The organism is Streptomyces sp. PH10-H1, from assembly GCF_030063355.1.
Lineage (GTDB): Bacteria > Actinomycetota > Actinomycetes > Streptomycetales > Streptomycetaceae > Actinacidiphila.
Genome location: NZ_JASISZ010000164.1, coordinates 1 through 4468, shown reverse-complemented (window position 1 = coordinate 4468; position 4468 = coordinate 1). Strand labels below are relative to the sequence as shown.

Below are 4468 nucleotides of genomic sequence, written 5' to 3'. Positions count from 1 at the left end.
GCAAGACCATTCACTTGGACCGCAACCGCCGAAGAGATTCTGGCGAAGGTCCGCCTCGTCCAGACCAGCATCAAGAAGCTCGTTGCAAACAACTCGAAGTGACGCAATCAGGATCACGAGACACTAGCGGCATCCGACGCCTACGGGAAGATCACCCGTACGGACTTTGTCCCGGCTACCGGCGAGGCTCCGACCCAGGTTTTCGTGACCAACCCGTTGAGTCACACGGCCACAACGACCTTGGACCCCTTGCGCGGCCTGCCTATCGCGGATTCGGACGCGAACGGCCGGGTGACCACTACGGGGTATGACGCGATGGGCCGCATGGTGAAGGTCTGGTCCCCCGCGCGATCGGCGGTTACGTACCCCGACACCCCCAGCTATACCTTCGACTACCTGGTGCGCAACGACGGCCCGATCGTTGTCAGCAAGAAGGATCTCAACTATCAAGGCAAGTACCAGATGTCCTATGCGATCTATGACGGTCTGTTGAGGCCCCGGCAGATACAGGCGCCTTCTCCTGACGACTCCGGGCGGCTGGTGACCGAGACGTTCTACGACACCCGCGGCCTGGCCTGGCGTAGTTCAGGCGACTATTACGCGGACGGAAGCGCCGAGCCCGTGCTGGTGACCGGGCAGGAGACCACGTACCCGGCCTCCACCGACACCCTCTTCGACGGTGCGGGACGCACCACGGCGGTGATCTCCAAGAAGTTCGGCGACGAGACCAACCGCACCACCACCAGCTACACCGGTGACACCACCACCGTCATTCCGCCGGCCGGCGGCACAGCCAGGACCACCGTTACCGACGTTCTGGGCCGCACCACCGGGCTGAGGGAATACACCAACTCCGCCCGCACCACCTCGCAGTCCACGCTCTCCACCTTCAACGACCACGGCCGGTTGGCGCAATTCCAGGACCCATCGGGCGCGCAGTGGACGTACACCTACGACGTGGCGGGGCCGTCAGACCCGGGCCGATGACCCGGACAAGGGCACCTCCACCACCGCCTACGACGCCGGCGGCCGGGCCACGGACGTGACCGACTCCCGCGGCATCACGTTGCACACCGACTACGACGTACTGGGCCGCAAGACCGCCCTCAAGCAAGGTGCGACCCCCCTGGCCGGGTGGACCTACGACACCGCCACCGGCGGTCTGGGCCAGCCTGCCACCTCCACCCGCTACGTCAACGGCGAGGCCTACACCACCGCGGTCACCTACTACACCGCCCTCAACAAGCCGGGCATCACCCAGGTCACGATCCCGGCCGGCGCCGGCGCACTGGGCGGCACCTACAAGTGGACCACCGGCTACTACCCCACCGGAGAGGTCAAGTCTGTCTCCCAGCCGGCCCTGGGCGACCTGCCACAGGAAGTCCTCACCCCCCTCTACACGGTCAATTCGGCCCTCCCCGCCACCCTGGCCGCAGGCACCGACCCGATCGTCTCGAACACGGTCTACGACCACTACGGCCGCACCACCCGCGAGGAATTCGGCGCCTTCGGCAGCAAGGTCTTCGCGAGCTACGAGTACGACGAGCACACCAGCGCCCTGACCCGCCAGATCACCGACCGTGATATCGCTCCCCAGCGGGTCAACGACACCCGCTACGTCTACGACCCGGCCGGCAACGTCACTTCCACCGCCACCACCAGCGGCCAGGACGCCGCCGCGGTCACCGACACCCAATGCTTCGTCACCGACGCACTGCGCCGTATCACCGATGCCTGGACCGCCACCGACCAGTGCGCCACTACCCCGGCCGCCGGCTCGTCCAGCACCGTCGGCGGACCGGATGCCTACTGGACGTCCTACGGCTACGACCCGGTCGGCAACCGCACCACCGAAACCCAGCACCAGACCGCCACGGGCCCGGCCACCGACACCACCCGCACCTACCAGGTTCCGGCCACCGGAAAGCACAACCTGCCCGGCGTCACCGTCAACGGTACGAGTGCTGAGACCTACACCTACGACGTGGCAGGCAACACCGTCACCCGCAAGGTCGGCGCCGCCGCCCAGCAGGACCTGACCTGGGACCTTGAGGGCCACCTCACTAAGCTCACCCAGGGCCCTGCCATCACCAACTACACCTACGACGCCGACGGCCAGCGCCTTCTTCGCAAGGACTCCACCGGCACCACCCTCTACCTGCCCGGCGGAAACGAACTCCTCCTCAAGCCCGACAACACCACCAAGACCGCCACCCGCTACTACACTTACGGCGACAAAACCGTCGCCATGCGCACCGCCAGCAAACTCATCTTCCTTATATCCGACCAACACGGCACTGCCACCACTCAGATCGACGCCACCACCCAAGCTGTTACCCGCCGCAAGACCACCATCTTCGGTGGCGCACGCGGCACCGCATCCACCGGCTGGAGCGGAGACAACGGCTTCGTCGGCGGCACCAAAGACACAGACACCGGTCTCACCCACCTCGGCGCCCGCGAATACGACCCCACCATCGGCCGCTTCCTCAGCGTCGACCCGCTGCTCGAATTCGATCAACCCCAAACCCTCGGCGGCTACGCTTACGCCGACAGCAATCCCGCCACGTACTCGGACCCCACCGGACGTACCAAGTGCGACATCAACCCGGAGCTCTGCAATAAAACAACGAGCCCGATAGTCGAAAATGACAACGCGGCAGGAAAATGCGGAAAGGCTTGCATACCTAGCGGCGATTTGGAATACGGCGATACGGAGGACCGACAGTACAACAAAGAAGCTCCGAGTCGGCGCGACAAGAAAGTCTACGGAAAGGTGGGATGGGTGCTCACAGGGTCCTGGGCGAAAGATTGGACCAACGCCCACGATCTTCTGCAGCACTGGATGGAAAACAGCGGGGACGACTATGAAGTGGACCCGAGTACGATGATCAATGAGATTCCAAACTTCAAGAAGACCGTCGCTAGCTATTTGGCCGGAGTAAGCAAATCCCGCAACCACATATTCGATTCGGGATGGCAGGGAACGCGTTCGGTTGAATCAGACGGCGGAAAAAGTCTCGATTGGTTCTATGCGCTGAATCATTTCCAATGGCGCGTTTCTGGGACGAAGCTCACCCGCGAAGGAATCGTCTATAACCTTGAAGTCAGAAAGCGTTACGACTGGGGTGTCCCGAGCGAACACCGAGACGACCTAAACGGTGCCTGGATCCACTTCAACCAGCCTGAGCTGGCTCATCTGCATACTGTAGGAATGGCGCGGGACTTCAATGTCTACGGCAGTTCCCCGATGAGAGGTATTTTGCAATGAATTCTCGGCGCCGATGTCGACAGACTGTTGCAATTCTTCTTCTGCTGGCTGTGATCGCAGCCTGCAGCGGGCGGGTGGAATCACCGCCATCAAGCCAGGGATCCAGCGCGAGCACGCGAAACGCATTGCAGTCGCACGAAGGTGCGCCATCGAAGGGGGTGCAATCTCGGTACCTCCTGCCGATCCCTGGAGAGGCGAAGGGGGTGCGGTACTGGAGTGAGGGTGGTTCTTCGGGATCCGGGCTGTGGGTCCGGTTCCAGATCACGAAAATCGAGCTCGATAAGTTTTTGGGATCACTGGGCAAGAAAGTGGGCGATCTAAAGGATTACGAGTTCACGTTCGACCCAGAGGCCATTGAGCAGATGTACGGGACCACCACGCCGTCGCCCTCGACGCAGGGCTTGTCACTCCCCGCCGCGGACAGTGAGATCCACGGCCCCACCAGAGAAGTAGCCGTGGACTTCAAAGACGGGCAGCAGGTCACTATATATACGCAGTCGATGATCACGTGACACGGTCCACCTGACGTGGTCAGCCGCAGGGCTCGTACGGGGTCCGCTGGACCCCGGCGGGCGGGGCCCGGTCACGTGGCTGGTCGCGTCACAGCCGGAAAAGCAAGAGACCCCTGATCAACAGGGGCCTCAACTGGTGTCCGAGGGGGGACTTGAACCCCCACGCGCCCGATACCAGATGCCCTTTGAAGTTCTCCCAAGGCCGGGTAGTTAGCCTTTCTGCAGGTCACACAAGGGATTCGTCATCGGTGTGACTGCCGTGTAGCGGCCGGTGCGGACTCTCTTGATCATTCCTCTCTCGGTCCAGCGAGCGAGTTGTCGATAGGTGGCGACGAGGGTGACATCGCTGAGGAGCTCGGCGATCTCCTTTGCGCGCCACAGCCGTTCGGGTTCTGCCTGCAGGATGGCCAGGACGCGTGCCATGCGGCTGCCGGGCTTGTCGTTGCCGGTGTTCTCCCGGACGGTCGTCGCGGGCAGTGCGGGCTCCGGGGGTGGGGGCGGCCGGAGAGTGAGGTGACCCCCGGAGTGTGGACACAGGGGTTCATGCTGCGAGTGAAGGTTTAACTGTCTTGCGGTGCTGCTGTTCGAACTCCATTGGAGAGAGGTAGTCGAGCGCGCTGTGGCGTCGGCGGGCGTTGTAGTAGGTGAGCCACTGGAAGATCTCCAGCCTGGCCTGTCGCATCGT

Annotated in this window: 5 protein-coding genes; 3 read left to right on the top strand and 2 right to left on the bottom strand. The window is 63.1% G+C overall.

Translation table 11 applies throughout. The features are described 5' to 3' along the window. Window positions 1–249: 249 nt before the first annotated feature. From QMK24_RS40670 to QMK24_RS40660, 3 genes are all read left to right on the top strand, one after another. Entirely contained in the window at window positions 250–987 is a 738-nt protein-coding gene (locus tag QMK24_RS40670; RefSeq protein ID WP_283471950.1) for a hypothetical protein, read from the top strand. 55 nt (window positions 988–1042) lie between these two features. Then, on the top strand, window positions 1043–3271 hold the full coding sequence (locus tag QMK24_RS40665) for an RHS repeat domain-containing protein (protein ID WP_283471949.1): 2229 nt from the start codon (window positions 1043–1045) through the stop codon (window positions 3269–3271). Between the two features lie 203 nt (window positions 3272–3474). Further along, window positions 3475–3783, top strand: a complete 309-nt coding sequence (locus QMK24_RS40660; protein WP_283471948.1) for a hypothetical protein — start codon at window positions 3475–3477, stop codon at window positions 3781–3783. A 210-nt stretch (window positions 3784–3993) separates the two neighbouring features. Here the strand turns inward: QMK24_RS40660 and QMK24_RS40655 are convergent, their stop codons facing one another. Both QMK24_RS40655 and QMK24_RS40650 read right to left on the bottom strand, forming a co-directional pair. Beyond that, window positions 3994–4206 (bottom strand): hypothetical protein, encoded by a 213-nt coding sequence (locus QMK24_RS40655; RefSeq protein WP_283471947.1) that lies wholly within the window; start codon window positions 4204–4206, stop codon window positions 3994–3996. A 118-nt stretch (window positions 4207–4324) separates the two neighbouring features. Next, window positions 4325–4468, bottom strand: a 144-nt coding sequence (locus QMK24_RS40650; RefSeq protein WP_283471951.1) for an integrase core domain-containing protein, incomplete at its 5' end; no start/stop codon positions are given.